The sequence below is a fragment of the Janthinobacterium sp. JC611 genome (assembly GCF_018682595.1).
Classification (GTDB): domain Bacteria; phylum Pseudomonadota; class Gammaproteobacteria; order Burkholderiales; family Burkholderiaceae_D; genus Janthinobacterium.
In genome coordinates, this window is the sequence record NZ_JAFLJN010000071.1 from 1 (window position 1) to 229 (window position 229).

Annotated in this window: 1 protein-coding gene; it reads right to left on the bottom strand. The window is 64.2% G+C overall.

Going from position 1 to position 229, the window contains the following annotated elements; all coding sequences use genetic code 11:
- Nucleotides 1-229: hypothetical protein (locus J0O65_RS25370; protein WP_215409930.1), on the bottom strand; the 229-nt coding region annotated here is incomplete at both ends.

A 229-nucleotide genomic window follows, 5' to 3' on the forward strand; every position in this document is an offset into this window, starting at 1 on the left:
TGATGCTCAGGTTATTGTCTGCACGCAAGCCACCCTGGCTGTTATTGATCATGCCTGCCGACAGGTTGACGTCGCGGCCTTCGATTCCCTTGTCGGTCCCCTGCGTTGCCTGGTTGACGATGGCGCCAGCCCCCAGCGCGACGGCAGCGCCGCCACGTATCAGTCCGGACGTGTTGTCGATCGTGCCGGCGCCCGCCTGCAAGCCCAGGTTGCCGACCACTTGCACCTG